The sequence below is a fragment of the Sphingomonas sp. 1185 genome (assembly GCF_040544655.1).
GTDB lineage: Bacteria > Pseudomonadota > Alphaproteobacteria > Sphingomonadales > Sphingomonadaceae > Sphingomonas.
The window spans coordinates 137,767-159,377 of the sequence record NZ_JBEPKL010000004.1; the positions used below are offsets into that span (position 1 = coordinate 137,767).

Consider the following 21,611-nt stretch of genomic DNA (forward strand, 5'->3'; position numbering starts at 1 on the left):
CAAGGAATGAAATCACGCGTCCGGCCAAACGGACGGTCGCGGGGAAGACGGGGGTTTCGCGAAAACGGGGACAAGGAAATTTGTAAAAGTTTTAAGACATTTATGGCGTTTTTGTTACGGTTTTTCTACGGATTTGAGAATGGCCTGAAGAATCCGCAGGCCATGTCCCCGGTTGCCGGGGAAAAACGTCTTGGAATAGGCGAATGACAACTTGGGCAGGGGACGAGCGGATGCGGACGATGCGAACGGGTTGGGGAATGGCAGCGGTCCTGATGCTTGCGCTGGCGATGCCTGGCGGCGCGGTCGCGCGGGAGACGGCGGGCTATCTGGTGGCGGGCGAGGGGCTGGACCTTGCCGCGATCCTTCCCGGTCCCCCTGCGCCGGGCAGCCCGCGCGCGCTGGCCGATGCGCGGGTCTTTCGCGACAGCCGGACGCTCGCCGGCACCGCGCGCTGGCAACAGGCGACGGCGGACGTGTCGAGCGATCTGGGCGATCGCTTCGCCGGGGCGCTGGGCTTTCGGCCGGACTGGAGCAAGCTGCCCGTCACCCGCGCGCTGATCGCGCGGTTCGATGCCGACCGTTCGGCGGCGATCGGCGCGGCCAAGCGGCACTGGCAGTCGCCGCGCCCCTTCATCGGCACCGACCTGCCCATTTGCGAGCCGCGCACCGCCTCGCTGATCGCCAATGGCGACTATCCCTCGGGCCATACCGCGCATGGTTGGGGCTTTGCGCTGCTGATGGCGGCGCTGATCCCCGACCGGGCGCAGGCGATCCTGGGGCGCGGGCGCGACTATGGTGACAGCCGCTGGATCTGCGGATCGCACAGCCAGAGCGCGGTCGAGGGCGGCTATCTGGCGGCCAGCGCGGTGTTCGCGCGCGAACAGGGCCAGCCCGCATTCCGCCGCGACCTGGCGGCGGCGGCCGAGGAGCTGGCGCGCTACCGCCGGGGCCTTACAGCCGCCAGTCGACGCTGAACGCCACGACGCGCCCCTGCTGCGCGCGGACGGTGATGACGCCGTCGCTGGCCCCGGCGCGGATCTCGCCGCCCAGCGCGTCACCCTGCATCACCGCGATCCGGTCGAGGATGTTGGTCGCGCGCAGCCGCAGCGTCAGGACGGGCGTCGCCGCCCAACTCGCACCCAGATCGACCAGCGCGAAGCCGGGCAGCGCCAGCGTATTGGCATCGTCGGCAAAGCGCCGCCCCATCGCCGAGACATCGCCGTCCAGCGTCCAGCGGGTGCCGGGCAGGGTGGCGCGGGCCGACAGGCTGGCCATCAGACGAGGCACCCGGCGCGGCATCCGGCCGCTCAGGTCGGTGACGACGGGGGTGCCGCCGGTGGCGTCGGCGAAGCGATAATGGCGCAGCCTGGGGTCCTGCCAGGTCAGCGTGCCGCGCAGCGCCAGGCCCGGCCGGGGGCTGGCATGGCCGCCAAGCTCCAGCCCTAGCGTGCGTGCGGTCGCGTCATGCTGCCCCACCTGCACCGCGCCGGTCGCGGGATCGAGCGACAGGTCGGGCAGTGCGATGTCGGGAAAGCGGCTGGCGAACAGCGTGGCGTCCAGCCCCGCACCGCCACGCCGCCAGATCAGCCCCAGCTCGGCCTGTTCGACCGACAGGGCGCGGACGGCGTCGCCGCTGCCGATGCGGAAGGCGCCGGGATCGGGCAGTCGCATCGCACGGGTCGCGCGGGTGAACAGCCCCAGCCGGTCGGACGCCCGCCAGTGCAGCGCCAGCGTCCCCGCCGTCCGCGCGATGCGGGCTCGGCGCCGGTCCCATATCCCCGATCCGACCGCGATCCGGTCATCCGCCAGTGTCGACGGATTGCCGCCATTCCCCGTCGTCGCGCGCTCGACCCGTGCGGACAGCGCGGCGCGCTCGTGCCGCAGGCCCCAGTCGAGCCGCCAGCCCGGCGCGAACCGCCATTCGTCGGCGGCATAGAGCGCGGCCATGCGCTGCCGCCCGTCCACCGCCTCATAGGTCGATCCCCGGCTCGACAATCCGCCATCGGTCGCGCGGCCCAGCACCCGTCCGGCGGCATCCAGCGCGACGAGATCGAGCAACCGGCCCTGTCCCCGCGCCTCGACCAGCGCACGCGCGACCGCGCGGCGGAAGCGCCAGTCATAGCCGACGCCATAGAGCCCCAGCGTCAGCTCATGATGCCCCGCCGCCTCCAGCGCGCGCGAATAGGACAGGTCGGCGATCGCTTCGGATAGGCGGACATCGGCGGCGACGGGGTTGAGCGTGACCACCCGGTCGTTGCCGGGCAGCGCGGTGAAGGGGCTGTCGTCGCCGACATGGCGCAAGCCGGCCTGGGTGGTGCCGGGAAAGGCGGCGGCGAGGCGCGGCAACGCTTCGGCGATGGCGCTCGCCGCCGGAATCGCGCTGCCCGAGGAGGACAGCGCATAGCGCGCGGTGCGCGACCGGCGGCCATGCGCGCGTAACGTCAGCGTGCCGCCGCCCATATCCTGGGTCAGCGCCAGCGAGGGCATGGTGAGCCGGTTGCGATTGTTCCGCCCCAGCGGCCGCTCGCCCAGCGCGGCGAAGCGCAGGGTCGCCAGCTCGGGGCCGAAGAAACTGTCCCGGCGCGGATCGAAACCGGGCAGCGGCTCCAACCCGCCGCCGACATAGCGCATCGGGAAGGACGAGATGTTGAGCGTGTCGTCCGCCAGCCCGCGCCATGCCAGCGTCAGCCGCCCGCCCCGCCAGTCGTGATCGACCCGCGCGCGGATCTGACCCCCGCCCAGCGTCGCGGCGATGCGCCGCACCGTCGGATCGCGCGCCACCGACCCGCCGATGATCGCGCGCCAGCCGGGGGCGACGGGGCCGGTCGCATAGCCTTCCCAGCGGACCAGCCCGTAATCGGTCAGCGTCGCGCGAATCTCGCCGCCGGGCCGCCCGGCGGGGGCGCGGGTACGCATGTTGAGCACGCCGCCCGGCGCGTTGCTGGCAAAGATCGCGGAGGGGCCGCCGCGCACATAATCGACCGTCTCGACCATCAGGTCGGGGCGGACGAACTGGTCGATATCGGTCCAGGGCAGCGTGTCGTGCTGCACCGGCAGGCCGTCCTCCTGCACCGCGATCGCCTGATAGCCGTCGAGCGGGATGCCGCGCACCCGGACGGTGTTGGCCGCGGTTCCCGCCGAGGTGTCGACCCACAGGCCGGGCAGGCCCGACAGCATCTCGGCCAGGCTTTGCGGCGGCCGCCGCGCCAGTTCCACCGCGTCCAGATGCGACGCGGAATAGCTGCGATCCAGTTCGCCCTGCACATCGGTGCCGCGTCGTCCCGACACGATCACCTCCTCGCCGATCACCGGCGGCGGGGGCGGCGGGGAGGGCGCGCGGCGCGGCGGCGCGACCTTGGGCGGCAGCGGTCGGCTGGCGCGCACCACGATCCCGCCCGGCATCCGGCGACAGGACAGCCCGGCCGGGCGACACCAGCGGTCGAGCGCGCGCGACAGCCGCAGCGTCCCCTTCAGCGCGGGCGCCTGGCGACCGGCCAGGTCGGCGGGCCGCGCGACCAGCGCCTGCCCCGCCTGCCGCGCCAGCCGGTCGAGCCCGGCCGCCACCGTCCCGGCGGGCAGGTCGACACGCAGCATCGGGTCGTCCTGCCCGGCGGCCAGCACCAGCGCGGCGAGCAGCATCATCGCCGCCCCGCCGCGTCCCGCGCGTCCATCACTGTCCGACCGTCGCCACCCATTCCGCCACCACAGGAGCCGCGCCCTTGCGCGCCGCCGCCCCGGCATCGCCATCGACGGATGCGCGCCGATAGCGCGCGAATATGTAGCGCGCATGTCAGTCGCCACCGACATTCCGCAGCTTCGCAAAAATGCCGCTGAACCGATCTGGATCAAGAATCGTTACGCCCGATCATCGATGGAGGACAGGACGTGGCGGGTCAGACAGTGATCGTGACGGGCGCGGAATCGGGCATCGGCGCGGCATGTGCGGAGGCGTTCGCCGCGCGGCAGGCGCGGGTGGCGGTGCTCTATTATGCGGATGCCGCCGCCGCCGAAAAGACCGCCGGGGCGGTACGCGCCGCCGGGGGCGAGGCGATCACCGTCCAGGCGCATGTCGATGACGAGGCCTCGGTCGACCACGCCTTCGCGACCGTCGAACGCCATTGGGGCCCCGCCGATGTGCTGGTCAATTCGGCCGGGCTGAACATGTCGGGCGTGACGGTGCGCGACATGACGCTGGCCCAGTGGCGGCGGCTGCTCGACACCGACCTGACGGGCGCCTTCCTGACCTCGCGCCGGTTCCTGACCGGGCGGGGCGCGGCGACGGGCGATGCCGCGATCCTGCACATCTCGTCGATCCACGCCTATGCGGTGCGCGCCGGGGGTGCCGATTACTGCGCGGCCAAGGGCGGGCTGTCCAACCTGGTCGAGACGCTGGCGATCGAGGAAGCGCCGCACGGCATCCGCGTGAACGCGATCGAGCCGGGCATGATCCTGACCCCGATGAACGCGCATGCGCAGGCCGATCCGGTCTATCGCCGAACACTCGAGCAGAATATCCCGATGGGGCGCGCCGGGAATGCCTCGGAGGTGGCCGACCTCGCCGTCTTCCTCGCTTCGGACAAGGCGCGCTACATCACTGGCGCGCGGATCGTCATCGATGGCGGCCTGTCGCTGATGCAGGCGCTCGGCGCATGATGGCCCCCGACGCGCAGGGCCCGGTCGCCGATCCGCACCGCAAGGACCGGGTGGTCGACGCCCCGCTCGACCTCGACTTCAACGTCAAGCGGATCGAGGATGTGACGCTGTCGGGCCCGCCCGCGCTGATGGCCCGCGACCTGATGAGCCCCTATGTCTGGCGCGAGGCGGATGGGCGATGGGGCCTGATGGTCCGCGCGGTGGTCCGTCCGGGCGAGACGCTGACCGATACCGGCGTGATCTGGTCGGGATGGAGCGAGGACGGGCGGCATTTCACCATGCTCGACACCCCCTCGATCGCGCCGGGGCCGGGCGATCATGACGCGGGCGGGGTCGAGGACCCGACCGTCGTGCGCCGCGAGGACGGCTATCTCGTCTATTATTCGGGCGTGCTGGCGGACCATTCGCATGGCGAGCTGTCCTATGCCACCGGCCCCGCGCTCGACCGGCTGGAAAAGAGCGGCGTCGCGCTGGCCTCCTCCAAGTCGGAGGGCAATACGAAGGAAGCGACCGTCGACCGCACCGCCGACGGGCGCTGGCGGCTGTTCTACGAATATGCCGCTGACCAGGCCTCGCGCATCGGCATGGCGATCGGCGCGGACGTCGCGGGGCCCTGGACCGAGCAGCCCACCCCCTTCATGCCGCGTGAGAACAGCTGGGACGACTGGCATCTGTCGACCGGCCCGCTGCTGACCGACGACAAGGCGTGTCCGGTCATGTTCTACAACGGCGCGACGCGCGACGCGCGCTGGCGGATCGGCTGGGTCGCGTTCGACGAACATTATACCCGCGTCGTCGCGCGCGGGATCGAGCCGCTGGTCCTGCCGCCGCCCGCCGATGATCGGGGCGCGACCGACATCGCCTTCGCCGCCTCGGTCGTGGTGGCCGAGGATGGCATCTGGCTTTACTATTCGCTGGAGGATCGGCGATTGTCACGCGCGCTCATCCGGCGCAGTTGAGCCGTCTCCCGTCCTTGTACCCCCAGGAAAGCGTATCGATGTCCGCAGATACCGAAGCCTCCGTCGCGCCGAGCATCCATGCCTCGATCGCTCCGGCCCCGGCGCTGCGGCCCGACCGCCCCTATGCGCGGGACGAGCTGCTCCACGAGCTGTTCGACGCGACCTGCCGGGACCGGGGCTGGACGACCGCGCTGAAGCTGATCGGCGCGGACGAGGAATTCGGCCGCTCGACCGAATGGACCTATGACATGCTGGCGCAGCGCAGCCTGTCGCTGGCGCACCGGCTCCGCGCGCTGGGGGTGGGCCGGGGCGACCGCGTCGTCCTGTGCCTGCCGCGCGGGCTGGACCAGTATATGGCGATCCTGGGCGTTCTGCGCGCCGGGGCCGCCTATGTGCCCGTCGACTGGGGCTATCCGCAGGACCGCATCGCCTACATCATCGAGGATAGCGGCGCGGCGCTGACCATCACCACGACCACGCGGGCGGGGGAGATTCCGGGGCGGACGCTATGCCTGGACGCCGAACTGGGCGATCTCGCCGCCGAGCCGCCGGTGCCGCTGGGGCGCGAGGCCACCGGATCGGACCCGCGCGACCTGGCCTATATCATCTATACCTCGGGCACGACCGGACGGCCCAAGGGGGTGATGATCACCCATGCCAATGCCTGCCACCTCGTCCGATCCGAAAGCGCGATCCTGGCGCTGGAGCCGGGCGACATCGTGTTCGGCGGGTTCAGCCTGGCCTTCGACATGTCGGTCGAGACGATGTGGAGCGCGTTCTTCGTCGGCGCGAAACTGCTCGTCGCGACCGAGGCGCTGGCGTCGAGCGGGCCCGATGTCGCGATCGCGCTGGCGGCGGAAAAGGCGACCGTCTGGCACGTCGTCCCCTCGCTGATCGCGCTGGTCGAGCATCCGGTGCCCACGCTCCGCCTGATCAACATGGGGGGCGAGGCATGCCCGGCGGACCTGCCGCGTCGCCTCGCGCGGCCCGGCCTGCGCCTGCTCAACACCTATGGCCCGACCGAGACCTCGGTGACCGCGACCTGGACCGAGGTGCAGCCGGGCAAGCGCATCACCATCGGCAAGCCGCTGCCCGGCTATACCGCCTGGATCGTCGACGAGGCGTTGCAACCCGTGGAGGCGGGGCAGGAGGGCGAGCTGGTGATCGGCGGCCCCGGCGTCGGCGTCGGCTATGTCAACCGCCCCGACCTGACCGCCGAGAAATTCACCATGACCCCGTTCGACACCGTGTCGGGCGGGCCGGAGCGCATTTATCGCTCGGGCGATCTCGTGCGACTGGACGCGGCGGGCGACATCGATTTCGTCGGGCGCATCGACACCCAGGTCAAGATTCGCGGCTTCCGCGTCGAACTGGCCGAGATCGAGGCGGTGATCGGCGAGGCGCCGGGCGTGGCGCAGGCGGTCGTCCATCTGTTCACCGATGCCGACGGCGCCGAATTCCTGGCGGCCTTCCTCGTCGCGCGTAGCGGCGAGGGCGTCGACATCCCCGCGATCAAGGCACGCGTCACCGAACGCCTGCCCAATTATATGCGCCCCGCCGCCTACCAACTGCTCGCCGCGCTGCCGACGCTGCCCGCTTCGGGCAAGGTCGACCGCAAGGCGCTGGTCAAGCCCGAGGTGACGGTCGACACCGGCCGTGCGATCGAGGCGCCCGCGACGCCGATCGAGGAACAGCTCCACCGCATCTGGGCCGAAGCCTTCGCGCCGCAGCCGGTGTCGGTGACCGACGACCTGTTCGAGGATCTGGGCGGCCATTCGCTCAAGGCCGCACGGCTCGTCTCGGCGGCGCGCAAGGTGCCGGGGCTGGCGGGGCTGTCGCTGGAGGATCTCTACGCCGCGCCGACCATCCGCGCGCTGGCGCTGCGCATCGGCGGGACCGCGCCCGTCGCGGTGGCGACCGAGGAGAGTTTTCACCGCGTCCCCGAATGGCAGCGGATGCTGTGCGTCGCCGCGCAGACCGTCGCGCTGCTGCCCATCTATACCATTGCCGGGCTGCAATGGTTCTTCCCCTATGTCGCCTATACCCATCTGGCGGGGCGGATGAGCCGGATCGACGCGCTGATCCTCAGCGCCTTGTTCTTCACCATCGTCCCTGTCGCCTCGATGCTGTTCTCGATTGCCGCCAAGTGGCTGATCGCCGGGCGGTTCAAGGCGGGCGACTATCCGCTCTGGGGCTGGACCTATTTCCGCTGGTGGCTGGTGCGCCGGATCATCGCGGTAACGGCGACCCCCTATCTGGCGGGCACGCCGATGATCCGGGGATATTACCGGATGCTGGGCGCCAGGATCGGCAAGCGCGCCTATATCGGCACCGGCATCATCGACACCGCCGACCTGTTTGCGTGCGGCGACGATGCCATCGTCAGCGACCAGGCGGTGCTGGCGACCAGCTCGGTCGAGCGCGGGCTGCTGCGGCTGGGCACGGTCCATCTCGGCGCGCGGTCCTTTGTCGGGTCGCAGGCGGTGGTCGGTCGGAATGCCCGGCTGGAGGAGGATGCGATCCTCGACGACATGTCCGCGCTCCCCGCCGAGACGGTGATCCCCGCGCGGCAACGCTGGACCGGATCGCCCGCCGCCTTCGACCAGATGGTGGAGCCCGGCACGGTGCGGACCGCCAGGAGCGGTGCGGCGTCGCTCGGCCTGCTGATCGGCGCGCTGCTGCTGCCGATCCTCGCCATCCTGCCGATCGCGCCGGGCTTGATCGCGCTGATCGAGCTGGATTGGGCGACGACCGGCTATGGCTATATGCTCGTCTCGCCGCTGCTCGCCGCGACCTATATCGTGATGATGTGCGTGCTGACCGTGCTCGCCAAGCGGCTGTTGCTCGGCCGGGTCGCGCCGGGCGTGTACGACCTGAACAGCGGCTTCTATGTCCGCTACTGGATGGTCAAGCAGATCAACGACCTGGCGCTCCGGCTGCTGCACCCGATCTTCGCGACGCTCTACGTCATCCCCTGGTATCGCGCGCTGGGCGTCAAGGTCGGGCGGCGCGCGGAGATTTCGACCGCCAGCGCGATCATCCCCGATCTGGTCGAGATCGGGCCGGAGAGCTTCATCGCGGACTCGGTGATCTTCGGCGCGGCCAAGATCGGGCACGGCACCATCGAGCTGGCGCATACCCGGATTGGCCGCCGCAGCTTCATCGGCAATTCCGCGCTGCTGCCGACCGGCGCGCAGATCGGCGACGAGGTGTTGATCGGCGTCCTGTCCAAGCCCCCCGCCGACCCTGCGCTGGCGACCGAGGCGGGGAGCACCTGGTTCGGCTCGCCCGCCTTCAAGCTGCCGGTGCGCCAGGTCGCAACGATGTTCGACGAGGGCGCACGCTTCAACCCGTCGCGCGGGCTGATCGCCACGCGTCTTTCCATCGAGGCGATCCGTACCACCCTGTCGCTGACCGCCTTTCTGGTGTTCTTCAGCATGTTGCTCTCGGTGGTCGGCGATCTCGACGATCTGGAGCGCGGCGGGCTGGTCATCGTCTCGACCTTCCCCTTCCTCTATCTGGGCTTTTGCATGGCCTGCGGGGCGTTCGTGCTGGCGCTGAAATGGCTGGTCGTCGGGCGGTACAAGGCGACCACCGCGCCGCTGTGGAGCACCTTCGTCTGGCGGACCGAGCTGGTGACGGCGACCTATGAGAACCTCGCGGTCAGCAACCTGCTCGAACCGTTGCGCGGCACGCCGTGGATCGGCCTCTACCTGCGGCTGATGGGCGCGAAGGTCGGGCGGCGCTGCTATATCGACACCACCGACCTGACCGAGCACGATCTGGTCACGATCGGCGACGATGTCGCGCTGAACGACTATGCCGGGCTCCAGACGCATCTGTTCGAGGACCGGGTGATGAAGGTCGGCGCGATCACCGTCGGCGACCGCGCGACCATCGGCTCGCTGGCGATCGTGCTCTACGATGCCGAGATCGGGGCGGACGCGCAGCTGGGCGACCTGTCGGTGGTGATGAAGGGCGAGACGCTGCCCGACGGCACCAACTGGGAAGGAAGCCCGGCGCGCATCGTCACCGGGGGATGACGCCGCTCTGGCATGACGGCGCGCTGGATGCGCTGGAGGCGGATGGCCCGGTGGTCTGGCGGACCGAGGATCCGGGGGCGGGGCGGCGAGGGGGGCTGGCCGCGCGGCTGCTCGCCCGGCTCGGCGGCCTCGATCCGCAGGCGGTCATGCTGGCGCGCAGCCCGGCGGGGCAGCCGCAGGTCGTGGTTCCGCGCGGCTGGCATCTCGGCCTGTCGGGGCGCGGGGGCCAGTGCCTGATCGCCGTTGCACGTCGACCCATCGCGGTCGACCGCGAGGTGATCGAGGATGCGCCGCCGCTCTGGGACATGCTCACACCGGCCGAGACGGCGGCCGTTCGCGCTGCACCGCGCACGGATTGGTCGCGGCAATGGCTGCGGCGGTGGACGATCAAAGAGGCGCACGCCAAGTTGGTGGGCGAACCCCGGCGGCTGGCGGCGGAGGCGATCGAGACCCGGCTGATCGATGCCACGCTGGCAAGCGCGACCTGCGAGGGCCGCTCGATCTGCTGGACCCGCGAAGCGGGGGGCGCGTTCGACACCGTGGCTCTTTGGGACGATACGCCATGACCGACCTCGCCGTCCGCCGTTACGAACAGGCCGACCGCGCGGGCGTTCTGGCGATCTTCGACGACACCAGCGCGGACTATTTCGGTGAGGGGGACCGCGAATGGCTGGAGGAGACGCTGGACGATCCCGACGGCCCGGCCTTCGTGGTCGTGCTGGACGGGGTGGCGGTGGCGTTCGGCGGCTATGAACTCTGGGAGCATTACAACAAGGCGCTGCTCTATTGGGGCATGGCGGCGCGACGTTGCCATGGCATGGGGCTGGGCCGGTTGCTGCTGTTCGAGCGGCTGCTCCATATCGCCACCCATGCCGATCCGCCGACCCGCTATGTCACCGTCGACACCTCGCCACGGGTCGCCCCCTTTTTCCAGCGCTGCGGATTCGAACAGACCGCCGTCTGGCCCGAGGGCTATCGCTCGGGCATGACGATGCACGAATTGCGCTTCGATCTGGCGGAGGTCCCGGTGGCGACACTGAGGGCATGGCGCGACGCGGCGCTGGACAGCGCGCGGCGCCGTCTGGGTGGCGCGGGAGGTTAGTCCGGTGAAGCCCCTCTCCCGGCAGGGGGAGGGGTTGGGGAGGGGCGAGGGCCACAGGCTTTGGGCTCGGTGAGACCCCATGCCCTCCCCCGACCCCTCCCGCTTGCGGGAGGGGAGAGGGCCGGACGGGCGTCAGAACGTACCCCAACCCTCCGCCGTCCCGGCATAGCGGACCGCGCGGCCATATTTGGCGAGTTCGGCCTGCACCTCGGGCAGCGCGCGGGCCTTGTCCATCGTCTCGACCATCTCGGCCTCCAGCGACGTGCGGTGCGGGGAGGGCGGCTGGATCAGGAACAGGCCGATCGCCTGCTCCCGGCTGTCCTCGGCGCGCAGGCGGGCGATCAGATGCTCGCCGATCGCCTTCACGTCGCCCCGGCATGCCGCGGCGGCGGTCGTCGCGCTCCAGTTTTCGGCGGGCTTGGCGGCCAGCCGGTCCTCGTCGGCCTTCGCCTCCGCCGCATGGCCCAGCCGGTGCTGCGCACAGGCGCGGTTGGACCAGATCCACATCTTGCCATAGAGGCTGATCTTCGCGCCCTGCCCGGCCTCCAGCGCGGTCAGGCTGTCGATGCTCGCCTGATAGCGTCCGGCGGCGGTCAGCATCTCGGCGCGGTTGATCGCCAGCGAGACCAGCTCGGGATATTGCTCGATCCCCAGCGCCAGCATCCGGTCATATTGCGCCACCGCCTCGTCGGTCCGGCCCAGCGCTTGCAGATTCTCGGCATATTCGTTGGCCAGCCAGAAGCCGTCATGACCGACCATCTCGATCCGCGCGGTGTCGGTGGCGAGCGCCTTGCCCGCCTCAAGTGCCTCCTGATAGCGGCCAAGCGTGCGCAGCGTGCGCATCTGTTCGGTGACCGCCTTGTAATCGCGCGGCGCGGCGCGGGCGGCGGCCTCCGCGCTGCCGGCGGCGCTGGTCAGCGACTGGCGGAAGCCGTCGGCGACCAGCCGCTCCATGTCGCCCCACAGCGGCTGGTGCCGCCTGTCGGTGGCCAGCGCCAGCAGCGCGGGCGTCGGCGGGGTCCTGGCCAGCCCGGCCCGCACGGCGGCGAGATCGCCCCGGCGGCTCTGCGCCACGATCGCGCAGCCCAGCATGCTGCCGCCGAAGGCGGTGCGCGGCGATTGCTGCCATTCGCTGTCGGACAGGACGATGCACAGATCCTCATGGGCCTTCGTCCGCACCTCGTTGGGCAAGGCCTGGATCTTCTGGAGTGCGGCGCGAACCCATGCATCTTCGAGTCCGGTGACGATCGCGGGCTGGGCGGCACGGGTGCGCTGCAAGGCCTTCACGACCGAGTCCGGCGTTCCCAGATCCAGCTCATAGGCGATCCACATGCGGAACACCTCGGGATTGCCGTCGAACTGCGCGGTCGCCGACTGGAATGCGGCGAGCGCCGCCTGCGGACGCCGCAGATCGGACAGCACCGCCGCCTTCAACCCGTCGACCATCCCCGCCATCGGCGAGGGGTGCGGCAGCTTTTCGGACATCGCGGCGATCAGCGACAGCGCCTCGATCTTCGACGGCTGGTCCGGCTTCTGGATCAGCGCCATCAGCTTTTCCAGATCGGGCCGGATCGTCGCCGCCAGGGCGGGGTCGAGCCCGGCGGGCATTCCCGAGGGGTGCGGGGACTTTTCCAGATAGAATTCGATGCCGGTCTCGTTCGAGACCTTTTCCGACACGGCATAGACCGCCTCCGCCTCGGCGGCGGGCACCATGTCGCGCGGGCCGGTGTCGAGCCGATAGACGACGTGCAGGCCGTCGGGCAGCTTGGTCGAGCGGCGCGAGAAGGCGACCGGCCCGCCCTTGGCCTCGACATCCTCCAGCGGCTCGAGCAGCCGGTCCTTGACCCGCAGGTCGATCGTCTGCTCGTTCACCACATGGTCGGGCAGCGCCAGCGGCTGGCGGCGCGGATCGTCCTGCCGGTCGGGCAGGATGTCCTGCGCGGCATAGGCGCGGGTGATCAGCTTGGCGGACAGCTTGGCCTTGTCGAACGCGGCGCGCGACATCGTATAGTCCTCGACCATCGTCACCACATTGGCGTCGCGATCGTCGGTCTGGACCAGCGGCTTGCCCTCGACCAGTTCGGGAAAGCGCTTGCGATAGAAAGCGAGATTGTTGTCCGCGATCTTGCGCGCGGAGGTCGAGGCCCAGCTGCCGCGCACCTGGTCGGCGCGGGCGTCGGTATAGCGGGTCACGACGTGCAGGGTCATCGCGACCTCGGCCTTTTCGTCGACCGCGAATTCCTCGACCACGGTCATGCGCCCGGCCCGCTCGCCATAGCCCGCCATCGGCTCGAGCGCCGCCTGGCCGTCGCGGATCGGCAGCGCATGGCCCAGATTGGAGGGGACGATCGCGGTCCCCCGGCCGCCGCGATGGGTCCCGGTCGGGTCGATCCACAGCACCCGCCCGTCGAGGACCGCACGGACGATGACATGGTCGAACACCAGCGGCGAGGGCAGGCGCTCGGTCAGCCGGGGGCCGTCGGTCGTCGACACCAGCGCGGGGACCGCATCGATGCCCAGCCGCCGCAGCGCCACCGCCAGCAACAGGCTCTTGTCCTTGCAGTCGCCGTAACCGCGCGCCAGCACCACGCCGGGCCGCCGCGGCACGAACGAGCCCTCGCCCAGCTCCTCGCCGACATAGCGGATATTGTCCTGGACATAGCGGGTCGCGGCGGTCAGCCGGTCGGCGGGGGCGGGCGACGCCTTGGCAATGGCGTCCAGCCGCGCGGCGAAGTCGGCGGGCAGCGTGTCGTCGCCCCGGTAGAGCCCGGTCGCCCAGGCCGCGACCTCACCCCAGTCGCGCATCGTCGAGATTTCGCCCAGTCCCCACTGGAACACGCCGCCGGGTACATTGTCCTCGCCCTTCATCGGGGCGGGATCGGTGACGCTCCATTCCCATTCGGTGCCGCGATCGGTCTTGCGCGGCGGAAAGGCGATGTCGCTGTTGATCGCCTTGAATCGCGGCGTCATCCCCTCGGGCCAGACGAACCGCAGGCTGCGCATCGCCAGCGGCTCGGAGAAACGCTGGGAGAAACCGTAAAAGGCGTGGCCCGCCCACAGGCTGGACCGGGCATGGACCGTGGTCGCGTAATCGACGATGTCGCCGACCCGCACGTCGCGCAGATTGGCGATTACCTTCATCGTGCCGCTGACGATCCCGTCCTCCAGATCGTCCTCGCGCTCGACTACGCGGAACTGCGTGTCGCGGGTCAGGTCGATGACCTTGCCGTCGCGGATCAGGTGGACGAAATGGACGCCCAGCGTCTCGAAGGCCGGATTATAGGCCATGGTGATCTGACCGGCCGACTCCAGCCCGCTGCGGTTGATGACCTTGCTCGTCAGGCGGAACCAGTCGTCATGACCGTCCGGGCGCGAGCGATATTGCGCATCGTTGAGCAGATAGACGACGCCGTCCTGTGCCCGCTCGACGCGCGGCTTCGTCGCCTCGGGGATGGCAAGCGTGCGGACCCAGTCGGGCATCGGCTCGACCGCCGGGCCCTGCGCGGCGGCGGGGCCTGCGGTCTCCACCGCCACGGCGACCGGTCGGGCGGCGTGAAGCGGAAAGGCGGCGACGCCCGCCATCAGAAGCGCCAGCGCCAGCCGGTGCCGTGGCACAAATATGGTACGCACGTCTCTATTCCCCCCAGATCCCCGGCCGGGACGCTATGGCGCGGCGGGAATCCTGGCAAGGGGGGACGGGGGGCGGTGGGAAAGGCGCGCGGTGGTGCGGATCGGCGGATGATGCTAAGCCATTGACGGATATAGCCATAACCGATCGGGAGAGGATCATGCGCGACACCAGCCGTCGAACCGTCATCACAGGGCTGGGCGCCGGACTGGCCATGGCGGCCGGGGGTGCCTGCGCCGCGCCGGGTGGGCGCAGGATCGGCTATGCCATTGTCGGACTGGGCCGCTATGCCGAACTGATCATGTCCAAATTCGCCGAGTGCGACCATGCGCGCCTGACCGCGCTGGTCAGCGGCACGCCCGGGAAGCTGGCCCGCTTCGGCGAGACATATGGCGTGCCCGCCAGCCACCGCTACAGCTATGCCGACTTCGACACGATCCGCGACAATCCCGATGTCGACGTCGTCTATGTGATCCTGCCCAACGCCCTGCACGCCGAATATACGGTGCGCGCGGCGCGGGCGGGCAAGCATGTGATGTGCGAGAAGCCCATGGCGGTGTCGTCCTCGGACTGCCGGACGATGATCGAGGCCTGTCAGGCGGCGGGGCGCAAGCTGATGATCGGCTATCGCTCGCGGTTCGAGCCGTATAACCGGCTGGCGATCGATCTGGCGCGCAAGGGCTTTGTCGGGCCGACACGGATCGTCACCTCCGACCATGGCTTTAACGCGCAGCCCAACCAGTGGCGGCTCGACCGTGCGCTGTCGGGGGGCGGGTCGCTGATGGACATCGGCATCTACAGCCTGAACGCGGTCCGTTACCTGACCGGCGAGGAGCCGGTGGAGGTCAGTGCGGTGGAATCGACCGACCGCAACGACCCGCGCTTCCGCACCGTCGAGGACCGCATCACCTTCCTGTTGCGCTTCCCCTCCGGGATCGAGGCGACCTGCGTGTCGAGCTATAGCTCGGGGCACAATATCTACCGCGTGACGGGCACGAAGGGCTGGATCGAGCTGGAACCCGCCACCGCCTATGAGGGGCAGCGGATGTTCGTCCACCGCGACGGCCGGACCGAGGAGCGGCGCCTGCCGCCGAGCAAGGGGCAGCATGCCGGACAGCTCGATCATTTCGCCGAGTGCATCCTGAACGACACCCGGCCGCTGGTCCCCGGCGAGGAAGGGCTGGCCGATCTGCGCGTCATCGAGGCGATCTATCGCTCCGCGCGGGAAGGGCGGCGGATCACCCTGACCGCCTGAGCCGTGATGGCGGGCTTCCTGATCCAGATGATGCGGTTTATCCTATTGTAAAATAGGGATAAGATGGAACGATCGCCCGATCGATCGGGTTGGAGTCCGATGCGGATCCATCATCTCAACTGCGGGACCGACTGCCCCCTGGGGGGTGCGTTGTTCGACGGGCGCAGCCATGGGCCGCTGGGGCATCTGGTGTGTCATTGCCTGTTGATCGAGACCGAGGCGAGCGGGCTGGTGCTGGTCGATACCGGCTATGGCCTGCGCGACGTGGCGCATCCGCATCGCCGCCCCGATCCCCGCATCACCCTGCCGTGGCGCGCCATGCTCAACATCCGGCTGCGCGAGTCGGAAACCGCGATCCGCCAGATCGAGGCGCTGGGCCACCGTGCCGGGGATGTCCGGCACATCGTGCTGACCCATCTCGACTTCGACCATGCGGGCGGGCTGGAGGATTTTCCCAACGCGACCGTGCATGTCATGCGCCGCGAATATGACGATGCCGCCGGGCCGCATGCGGGGATCGTCGCGCGCAACCGCTGGCGGCCGCGGCAATGGGATCAGGTCGCGCGGTGGCAGTTCCACAGCGCGGGGGGCGAGGGCTGGTTCGGGTTCGGTGCGGTCCGCGACCTGCCCGGCCTGCCGCCCGAGATCCTGCTGGTACCGCTGCCCGGCCACACATGGGGCCATGCGGGCGTGGCGATCCGACAGCCCGGCGGGCGATGGCTGCTCCACGCTGGGGACGCCTATTTCTATCGCGGCGAGATGCGCGAGGCGAGGCGCCGCTGCACGCCGGGCCTGCGCGCCTATCAGCGGCTGATGGAGGTCGATGCGCGTGCGCGTCTGGCCAACCAGGCCCGGCTGCGCGACCTGTCGATCGCACGCCGCGACACGGTCACGCTGGTCTGCGCGCATGATCCGGTCGAATGGGAGCGGTGCCGCGACGGCTATCCGCTATAGCGGCAAGCGGCTTTCGCGAACGACGCCAGGCGATAGGATGCGCCGGTCCCGCCAACGGGACGGGAGAGGGCCATGAATCATCATTGCGTCGCGATCGTGCCGGCTGGCGACATGGCGGCCAGCACCGCCTTCTACCGGCTGCTCGGCTTTACCGTCGCGGCCGATTTCGGCGGCTATCGGATAATGGAGGATGGGCGCGGCTGGCATCTGCATTTGAACCACATGCCCGGTTGGCCACCCCGCGTGGAGGACAATCCCTTCGGCCTCTATCTCTATGTCGAGGACGTCGATGCGGTCGCCGACCGGGTGCGCGACCGGATCATCGAGCCCGGCGCGCCGCACCGTAAGCCCTGGGGCACCTATGAGTTCGCGGTCAGCGACCCCAGCGGCGTGCTGGTGCGGATCGGCCGGGTCGCGCAGTAGCGCCGCCCGTCCGACTCAGTGCAGCTTGGCGATCGACAGCCCGTCTTCCTTGGCGCGCGCCTTGACCGACTCCTCGCTGCGGGTCAGCGCCTTGGCGATCGCCTTCAGCGCCATGCCCTTCTTGGCGAGCGTGTGGAGTTTCTGAATCTCGTCGGGCCGCCACGGCTGGCGGTGTCTCTCAAAACGTTCGGCCATATCCGCATGATAGCGTGATCCGGCCCCGCTGGCCATGGCGGGCGGGCGGATGATGACTGTCTTACAAATGCGTCATGGAGCGCGACGGTGCTTGCCTTCGCACCGCAGCAAGGCGAAGCAGAACGTCCGGGAGACTATATATCATGCGAGTATCTCTATGCGCTTATACGCCCTGTTGTGTTGCGTAGCCACGGCCGCGATCGCCATGCCGGCGATGGCGCAGACGCGCGGCGTGCCCACGCCTGACGCGGACCAGACGCAGGGCGGCGACAGCAGCGACATCGTCGTGACCGCCAAGCGGCTGGACACGGCGCGCGCGCATATCCAGCCCAGCCTCGGCGCGTCGAATTACGAGATCACCAGCGCGACGATCAAGGCGCTGCCCGGTGGCGAGAACCAGCAGTTCAACCAGATCCTGCTCCAGGCGCCCGGCATCGTGCAGGATGGTTTCGGCCAGTTCCACGTCCGCGACGACCATAACGGCCTGCAATATCGCATCAACGGCACCATCCTGCCCGAAGGCCTGGCGGTGTTCGGCCAGACCCTGTCGCCGCGCCTGGTGGACAAGGTCAACATCCTGACCGGCGCGCTGCCGGCGCAATATGGCCTGCGCACCGCGGGCGTGATCGACATCACGACCAAGAGCGGGCTGTTCGACAATGGCGGCACCGCGTCCATCTATGGCGGCAGCCACAACACCATCCAGCCCAGCCTGACCTATGGCGGCTCTTCGGGAAGCACCAATTACTTCGTGTCGGGCGATTACCGGCACAGTGGCCTGGGCATCGAGAGCGTCGACGGCCGGTCCAACCCGGTGCATGACGATACCGACCAGTATCAGGGCTTCGCCTATGTCGACCATATCCTGGACGACCAGAACCGGGTGTCGTTCGTCGGCGGCTATTCCAACCAGTGGTTCCAGATCCCCAACCCGGTCGGCCAGCAGCCGGGCGGCACCTGGAGCGTCGGCGGACAGAAGACGTTTCCCAGCGAGAAGCTGAACGAGACGCAGCTGGAGAAGACCGGCTTCGGCCAGCTGGCCTTCCTCCACGATGCCGAGCCGTTCACCGTGCAGGCGTCGCTGTTCGCGCGCTATTCCTCGCTGCGCTATCGGCCCGACGTGCTGGGCGAGCTGCTCTATAACGGCCAGGCGCAACAGGCGTACAAGCAGGATTTCGCGATCGGCGGGCAGGTCGATGCCGTCTATCATCTGGGCGATGCGCACACGCTGCGCGGCGGCCTGCTGCTGTCGCGCGACCGCTCGACCAGCGCGACCACGACCAGCGTCTTCCCGGTCGACGGCAACGGCGCCCAGGCGGGCGAGCCGATCGCGATCGCCGACAATAGCGGCAAGACCGCGACCAGCGTCAGCGCCTATCTGCAGGACGAATGGAAGCTGCTGCCCAGGCTGACGCTGAACTATGGCGCGCGCTACGACCTCTATAACGGCTATCGTCGCGAGGGGCAGTTGTCGCCGCGCGTCAACCTGGTGTGGCAGCCGGACGATGTCTATACGCTGCACGCGGGCTATTCGCGCTATTTCGTGCCGCCGCCCTTCGAGCTGGTCGGCAATACCAGCATCAACAAGTTCTTCGGCACCAGCGCCTATCCGTCGGTCACCGTCAACGACGTGCCCTATGCCGAGCGGCAGGATTATTTCGACGCCGGGTTCCAGGCGCGGCTCAGCCGCTACTTCACCTATGGCATCGACGCCTATTACCGCATCTCGAAGAACCTGATCGACGAGGGGCAGTTCGGCGCGCCGATCATCCTGACCCCGTTCAACTATCGGCAGGGGCGTATCGGCGGGATCGAGGCGAATATGAGCTATCAGCGCGGGCCGCTGCTCGCCTATGCCAATTTCGCCGCCGCCAAGGCCAAGGGCCGGGGCATCGTCTCCAGCCAGTTCAGCTTCGGCCAGGACGATCTCGACTATATCGCCCGGCACTATATCTATCTGGATCACGACCAGACCTTCACCGGATCGGCGGGCGTGTCCTATGCCTTTGCGGGGGGCACGAAGCTGGGCGGCAGCATGATCTATGGCTCGGGCCTGCGCCGCGACGACGATGTGCGGAGCATTCCCAACGGCGCCAAGATCGCGCCCTATGCCCAGTTCAACCTGACCGCCAGCCACCATCTGGCCGGGCCGAACATCGACATCCGCTTCGACGTCATCAACGCGCTCGACCACAAATACGAGATCCGCGACGGAACCGGCGTGGGGGTCGGCGCACCGCAATATGGGCCGCGTCGCGGCTTCTTCGTCGGCGTGTCCAAGTCGTTCTGAGGAGGGGGGCGGCGGCGCGAACCGCCGCCCCGCCACCCGGTCAGGCGATGCCGAACGTCCTGACCCGGTCGGGCATGTGCCGGTCGAGCGCGATGGCGGCGGCGCGGTCGCGATCGGCCTCGGCGGTCCTGCCCAGCCGCTGCTCGATGATGGCGCGGCCATAGAGCGCCCAGGCGCGCTTCGGGTCGATGGCGAGCGCGGCGTCGAAATCGGTGAGCGCGGCCTGATCCTCGTGGCGCCGCAGCCGGACGAAGGCGCGGCTGTCGAGATAGCTGGGATTGCCCGGCACCGCATGGATGGCGGCGTTGCAGTCGCTCATCGCCTTTTCCAGTTCGACATTCGCGAGCATCCGGGCCCAGCATCGCCCGTTCAGCGCGGTGCCGCGCCGGGCATCGTCGCGATGCGTGTCCAGCCACAGGCCATATTGCGCGATCGCGGGGGTGAAGGCGTCGGCATTGGCATAAAGCTGTGCGATCTGAAGCCGCTGCATGTCCTCGCGCGGCAGGGCGGCGCTGATCTGGTCGAGATCGGCGACCGCGCCCGCCGGATTGCCTGCCCGCTGGCGAAGCTCGGCGCGCAGGAAACGGGCGCGGGTGTCGGCGGGGTCGAGCGTCAGCGTGGTGTTGAGGTCGTCGATCGCCAGCACCGGCCGCCGCTGCTCCAGATAGGCGAGCGCGCGCTGGCGGGGGAAGCGCGGGTCCTTGGGCGCGAGCGTCATGGCATGGGTGAAGGCGTCGATCGCGCCGGGCAGGTCGTGCTGGGTCTGCAGCATCGCGCCGCGCCGGCTATAGCCCTCGGCATCGGTTGGTGCGGCGGCCTCGGCGACGACCTGCACCGCGCCCGCCGCGGCGGGATCGACATGCGCGGCGGCGTCGAACAGCCGTCCGCCATTATAGGTGAAATACAGCCGGTGCTGCGCATTCGAGACATAGAGGCGGTGCGACACGAAATAATCCGCGCCCAACAGCATGTCGGTGTCCAGTCCGCCCAGATCGGCGATATGCAGCCGGACATTGTGCAGTTCCTCATTGCCGATCCGCAGCAGCTTGAACCGCGCGATCCAGCCCTTGACGACATGATGCCCGATCCCGGTCGACCAGCCTGCGGGCTCCACCCCCGGATCGCCGGGATGCACCCCGGCGCGCGCGGCGGCGCGCAGGGTCAGCACGGTGCCGTCCGCGCCGGTGTCGAAGGTGGCGCGCAGCTTCGCGCCGTCCAGCTCGACCGTGCCGACCGTATGGTGCTGGCGGCTGTCGCGCGGCTCGATCGGCATTTCGAAGAAGGGCTGCCCTTTGGTCCAATAGGCCATGGCGGCCTTGGCGCAGTTGCTGGGCTTGAACAGCCGCACCATGCCGCCGGGCAGGTCATATTCGACATCGGCCAGCCCCAGTACATTCTGGCCGAGCAGCCCGGTCTCTCCGACATCGCTGCCGCTGACGATGAATTCGACATGCGCCAGATCGAACCCGGCCAGGGTGAAGCGGCGGACGGTGGTGACGCGTGCCTCCGAACTGCCACCGACCCCGTTCACGCGATACCCGTCGGGAAGCGGGCTCAGCGACAGCCCGAACTCGCGCGCGACGGGCGGTGCGATGTTGCTGTAAAAGGCCCCGCTATCGAGAAGGAAGGGGGCGGGCCTGCCGTTGATCTGCGTCTCGACCACCGGGCGAAGCCCCTGCATGGTGACGGGGATCGCGGCCATCATCCCCACCTGACACCCCGTGGCCGCCATAGCGGGCGCGGCGCTGCCCGCCAGCAAGCCCGCCGCCACGGCATATCGCCCCATCGTCCCGATCATCGCGCCATCATCCCCATGCCGGCTGCCTTGGTGATGCAGCATAGCGGGACACCGAAGCAGCAAAGATGACGCGAATCTGAAATTCCTGATATGTCACGCCCGAGCATAGCCAGAGTTTTCATGGCCGCCGGATTTTGTTCCCGGTCGATCCGATCCTTTCTCGATCGAGCCATTTCTTCGTGTCTTGGGCCGGGTCGCCAGAAATAGCGTGGGATTTTGAGACGGTTGATTTACCGAAGGCCCGGCGAGCGGTCTCCGGCCAACATAAATCAGCCTGACTGCGGATATTTCAAAACATTGCTGAGTTGGGC

Annotated in this window: 14 protein-coding genes; 10 read left to right on the forward strand and 4 right to left on the reverse strand. The window is 69.1% G+C overall.

The window, feature by feature from the left end; genetic code table 11:
- Window positions 1-257: 257 nt before the first annotated feature.
- Window positions 258-974, forward strand: a complete 717-nt coding sequence (locus tag ABIC44_RS05230) for an acid phosphatase (protein WP_354294133.1) — start codon at window positions 258-260, stop codon at window positions 972-974.
- Here the strand turns inward: ABIC44_RS05230 and ABIC44_RS05235 are convergent.
- Entirely contained in the window at window positions 952-3,789 is a 2,838-nt protein-coding gene (locus ABIC44_RS05235; protein WP_354294135.1) for a TonB-dependent receptor, read from the reverse strand. The genes ABIC44_RS05230 and ABIC44_RS05235 overlap by 23 nt on opposite strands.
- Window positions 3,790-3,885: 96 nt before the next feature.
- Between ABIC44_RS05235 and ABIC44_RS05240 the strand changes: the two genes are divergently transcribed.
- From ABIC44_RS05240 to ABIC44_RS05260, 5 genes are read left to right on the forward strand one after another with little or no spacing between them, the layout of a single operon-like run.
- Window positions 3,886-4,653: an SDR family oxidoreductase gene (locus ABIC44_RS05240; RefSeq protein ID WP_354294136.1), complete on the forward strand. Its 768-nt coding sequence runs from the start codon at window positions 3,886-3,888 to the stop codon at window positions 4,651-4,653.
- A complete protein-coding gene (locus tag ABIC44_RS05245; RefSeq protein ID WP_502959818.1) occupies window positions 4,650-5,612 on the forward strand; it encodes a glycoside hydrolase family 130 protein in 963 nt (320 codons plus the stop codon). Before ABIC44_RS05240 ends, ABIC44_RS05245 begins: the two co-directional genes overlap by 4 nt.
- A gap of 38 nt (window positions 5,613-5,650) precedes the next feature.
- Entirely contained in the window at window positions 5,651-9,655 is a 4,005-nt protein-coding gene (locus ABIC44_RS05250; RefSeq protein ID WP_354294137.1) for a Pls/PosA family non-ribosomal peptide synthetase, read from the forward strand.
- Window positions 9,652-10,221, forward strand: coding sequence for a 4'-phosphopantetheinyl transferase family protein (locus ABIC44_RS05255; protein ID WP_354294138.1), 570 nt, complete (start codon window positions 9,652-9,654; stop codon window positions 10,219-10,221). Before ABIC44_RS05250 ends, ABIC44_RS05255 begins: the two co-directional genes overlap by 4 nt.
- Window positions 10,218-10,757: a GNAT family N-acetyltransferase gene (locus ABIC44_RS05260; RefSeq protein ID WP_354294140.1), complete on the forward strand. Its 540-nt coding sequence runs from the start codon at window positions 10,218-10,220 to the stop codon at window positions 10,755-10,757. The genes ABIC44_RS05255 and ABIC44_RS05260 overlap by 4 nt, the downstream gene beginning before the upstream one ends.
- 132 nt (window positions 10,758-10,889) lie before the next feature.
- Here the strand turns inward: ABIC44_RS05260 and ABIC44_RS05265 are convergent, their stop codons facing one another.
- Window positions 10,890-14,387: a DUF3857 domain-containing protein gene (locus tag ABIC44_RS05265; RefSeq protein WP_354294141.1), complete on the reverse strand. Its 3,498-nt coding sequence runs from the start codon at window positions 14,385-14,387 to the stop codon at window positions 10,890-10,892.
- 158 nt (window positions 14,388-14,545) lie between these two features.
- Between ABIC44_RS05265 and ABIC44_RS05270 the strand changes: the two genes are divergently transcribed.
- The 3 genes from ABIC44_RS05270 (at window position 14,546) to ABIC44_RS05280 (ending at window position 17,017) form a co-directional block, all read left to right on the forward strand.
- The gene (locus ABIC44_RS05270) at window positions 14,546-15,640 is read left to right on the forward strand and encodes a Gfo/Idh/MocA family protein (RefSeq protein WP_354294143.1); all 1,095 of its coding nucleotides are present in this window, start codon (window positions 14,546-14,548) and stop codon (window positions 15,638-15,640) included.
- Window positions 15,641-15,739: 99 nt separating this feature from the next.
- On the forward strand, window positions 15,740-16,594 hold the full coding sequence (locus tag ABIC44_RS05275; RefSeq protein WP_354294144.1) for an MBL fold metallo-hydrolase: 855 nt from the start codon (window positions 15,740-15,742) through the stop codon (window positions 16,592-16,594).
- A 72-nt stretch (window positions 16,595-16,666) separates the two neighbouring features.
- Window positions 16,667-17,017: a VOC family protein gene (locus ABIC44_RS05280; protein ID WP_354294145.1), complete on the forward strand. Its 351-nt coding sequence runs from the start codon at window positions 16,667-16,669 to the stop codon at window positions 17,015-17,017.
- A gap of 15 nt (window positions 17,018-17,032) precedes the next feature.
- Here the strand turns inward: ABIC44_RS05280 and ABIC44_RS05285 are convergent, their stop codons facing one another.
- Window positions 17,033-17,212, reverse strand: coding sequence for a hypothetical protein (locus ABIC44_RS05285; RefSeq protein WP_007403839.1), 180 nt, complete (start codon window positions 17,210-17,212; stop codon window positions 17,033-17,035).
- Between the two features lie 157 nt (window positions 17,213-17,369).
- Between ABIC44_RS05285 and ABIC44_RS05290 the strand changes: the two genes are divergently transcribed.
- Window positions 17,370-19,502, forward strand: a complete 2,133-nt coding sequence (locus ABIC44_RS05290; RefSeq protein WP_354294146.1) for a TonB-dependent receptor — start codon at window positions 17,370-17,372, stop codon at window positions 19,500-19,502.
- Between the two features lie 40 nt (window positions 19,503-19,542).
- Here the strand turns inward: ABIC44_RS05290 and ABIC44_RS05295 are convergent, their stop codons facing one another.
- Window positions 19,543-21,300 (reverse strand): aspartyl protease family protein, encoded by a 1,758-nt coding sequence (locus tag ABIC44_RS05295; RefSeq protein ID WP_354294148.1) that lies wholly within the window; start codon window positions 21,298-21,300, stop codon window positions 19,543-19,545.
- Window positions 21,301-21,611 lie beyond the last annotated feature (311 nt).

Coding starts and splice junctions, on each gene's coding strand:
- ABIC44_RS05230 (WP_354294133.1), top strand. CDS start 258: ATGGCAGCGGTCCTGATGCTTGCGCTGGCGATGCCTGGCGGCGCGGTC.
- ABIC44_RS05235 (WP_354294135.1), bottom strand. CDS start 3,789: ATGCGCGCTACATATTCGCGCGCTATCGGCGCGCATCCGTCGATGGCG.
- ABIC44_RS05245 (WP_502959818.1), top strand. CDS start 4,650: ATGATGGCCCCCGACGCGCAGGGCCCGGTCGCCGATCCGCACCGCAAG.
- ABIC44_RS05250 (WP_354294137.1), top strand. CDS start 5,651: ATGTCCGCAGATACCGAAGCCTCCGTCGCGCCGAGCATCCATGCCTCG.
- ABIC44_RS05255 (WP_354294138.1), top strand. CDS start 9,652: ATGACGCCGCTCTGGCATGACGGCGCGCTGGATGCGCTGGAGGCGGAT.
- ABIC44_RS05260 (WP_354294140.1), top strand. CDS start 10,218: ATGACCGACCTCGCCGTCCGCCGTTACGAACAGGCCGACCGCGCGGGC.
- ABIC44_RS05270 (WP_354294143.1), top strand. CDS start 14,546: ATGCGCGACACCAGCCGTCGAACCGTCATCACAGGGCTGGGCGCCGGA.
- ABIC44_RS05275 (WP_354294144.1), top strand. CDS start 15,740: ATGCGGATCCATCATCTCAACTGCGGGACCGACTGCCCCCTGGGGGGT.
- ABIC44_RS05280 (WP_354294145.1), top strand. CDS start 16,667: ATGAATCATCATTGCGTCGCGATCGTGCCGGCTGGCGACATGGCGGCC.
- ABIC44_RS05285 (WP_007403839.1), bottom strand. CDS start 17,212: ATGGCCGAACGTTTTGAGAGACACCGCCAGCCGTGGCGGCCCGACGAG.
- ABIC44_RS05290 (WP_354294146.1), top strand. CDS start 17,370: ATGCGCTTATACGCCCTGTTGTGTTGCGTAGCCACGGCCGCGATCGCC.
- ABIC44_RS05295 (WP_354294148.1), bottom strand. CDS start 21,300: ATGATCGGGACGATGGGGCGATATGCCGTGGCGGCGGGCTTGCTGGCG.